Origin of the sequence: Paraburkholderia sp. GAS206C (assembly GCF_050435645.1) — a bacterium.
In the GTDB taxonomy this organism is placed as follows: Bacteria; Pseudomonadota; Gammaproteobacteria; order Burkholderiales; family Burkholderiaceae; genus Paraburkholderia; species Paraburkholderia phenazinium_B.
In genome coordinates this window covers 1-2060 of record NZ_JBNDKR010000025.1, presented here as the reverse complement: position 1 = coordinate 2060, position 2060 = coordinate 1, and the positions used below count along the sequence as shown (strand labels likewise).

Genomic DNA, 2060 nt, shown 5'->3' with positions numbered 1-2060 from the left:
TCGGTGGCACTGGGTTCGGGTTCGACGACGACGGCGAACCTGACGGCAGCGGGTTACAACCCGGGCAACAGCACGCTTTCGGGTACGGCTTCGACAGCGAACGGCGAAGTGTCGGTAGGTTCGGCAGGCAAGGAACGTCGTGTGACGAACGTGGCAGCCGGCTCGGCCGCCACGGATGCAGTGAACGTGAGCCAGCTGAAATCGGAAGACGCGAAGGTCAATGCGGACGGTACGGCAACGGCAGCGGCGCTGGGCGGCGGTGCGAGCTATGACGCAAGCACGGGCACGATCAAGGCACCGACGTATGTGGTGCAAAGCGGCACGTTCAGCGACGTGGGCTCGGCACTCACCAAGCTCGACGGCGCGACCACCAAGAACACCGGCGACATCTCGACGCTGAACACGACGGTCAACAACATCACCAACGGCACGGCAGGTCTGGTGCAGCAGAACGCGACCACCCATGCCATCACGGTGGCAAGTGCAACGGCAGGCACGACGGTGGACTTCACCGGCACGGCAGGCACGCGTCAGCTGAAGGGCGTATCGGCCGGTACGGCGAACACGGATGCAGTGAACGTGGCGCAGCTGAAGGCCGCAGGCCTGAATGTGGACACGTCGGGCAATGCGACGAACGCATTCGTGGCGTATGACGACACGAGCAAAGGCAAGGTGACGCTGGGTGGTGGTGCGAGCGGCACGACCATCACCAACGTGAAGGCCGGTGGGCTGAGCGCATCGAGCATGGATGCGGTGAACGGCTCGCAACTGTACGCAACGAACCAGAGCGTGTCGAACCTGCAGAATACAGTCAACAACATCAACAACGGCACGGCTGGTCTGGTGCAGCAGAACGCTACGACCAAGGTAATCACGGTCGCGAGCGCAACCGACGGCGCACTGGTTGACTTCACCGGCACGAAGGGCGCACGTCAATTGACGGGTGTGTCGAAGGGCGCCGTCAATGCCTCGAGCGTTGACGCCATCAACGGCGCGCAACTGTTCGCAGCCTCGCAGAGCGAAGCTGCCGCCTTGGGCGGCGGCGCGGCGGTCAACGCCGATGGCTCGGTGAAGGCCCCGACGTATTCGATCAATGGCTCGACGTACGACAATGTCGGCGATGCGCTGACGGCGGCGGCTTCGGTTGGTGCGGGTGTGGATCCTAACGCGGTGGCCTACAACGACGGTTCGAAGGATGTCGTGACGCTGAAGGGCGCAGAAGGTACGACGCTCTCGAATGTGAAGGCCGGTGTTGCCGACATGGACGCAGTGAACGTGGCGCAACTGAAGGCAGCGGGCCTGAACACGGACGACTCGGGCAACGTGACGAACGCGTTTGTTGCCTACGACGACGCGACGAAGGGTCAGGTCACGCTGGGTGGCGCAACGGGTACGACGATCTCGAACGTGAAGGCGGGTGTTGCCGACATGGACGCAGTGAACGTTTCGCAGCTGAAGGACGTGGACACGCGTGCTCAGGACGGCATCAATGGCCTGAATGGTGAGATGGCAACGGTGAAGGACGGTATCGACGGTCTGGCTGGCCAGGTTGCTCAGAACACTGACGGTATCAACGGCCTGAACGGCGACATGGCAACGGTGAAGGACGGCATCAACGGCCTGAATGGCCAGATGGCCTCTGTCCAGAACGGCATCGACGGCCTCAACGCCGACATGACCAACGTGGTCAAGTACGACGATGCAAGCCATGGCCAGATCAGCCTGGACGGTGCAAACGGCACGACGATTGCAAACGTGAAGGCCGGTGTTGCCGACATGGACGCAGTGAACGTTTCGCAGCTGAAGGACGTGGACACGCGTGCCCAGGACGGTATCAACGGCCTGAATGGTGAGATGGCAACGGTGAAGGACGGCATTGACGGTCTGGCTGGCCAGGTTGCTCAGAACACCGACGGTATCAACGGCCTGAACGGCCAGATGGCTTCTGTCCAGAACGGTATCGACGGCCTCAATGCCGACATGACCAATGTGGTCAAGTACGACGACGCAAGCCACGGCCAGATCAGCCTGGACGGCGCGAACGGCACGACGATTGCCAA

The 2060-nt window shown here is 62.2% G+C and carries 1 protein-coding gene; it reads left to right on the top strand.

Features of this window, described 5'->3' with window-relative positions:
• Positions 1 to 2060, top strand: a 2060-nt coding sequence (locus P3T20_RS37060; protein WP_429289457.1) for a beta strand repeat-containing protein, incomplete at both ends; no start/stop codon positions are given.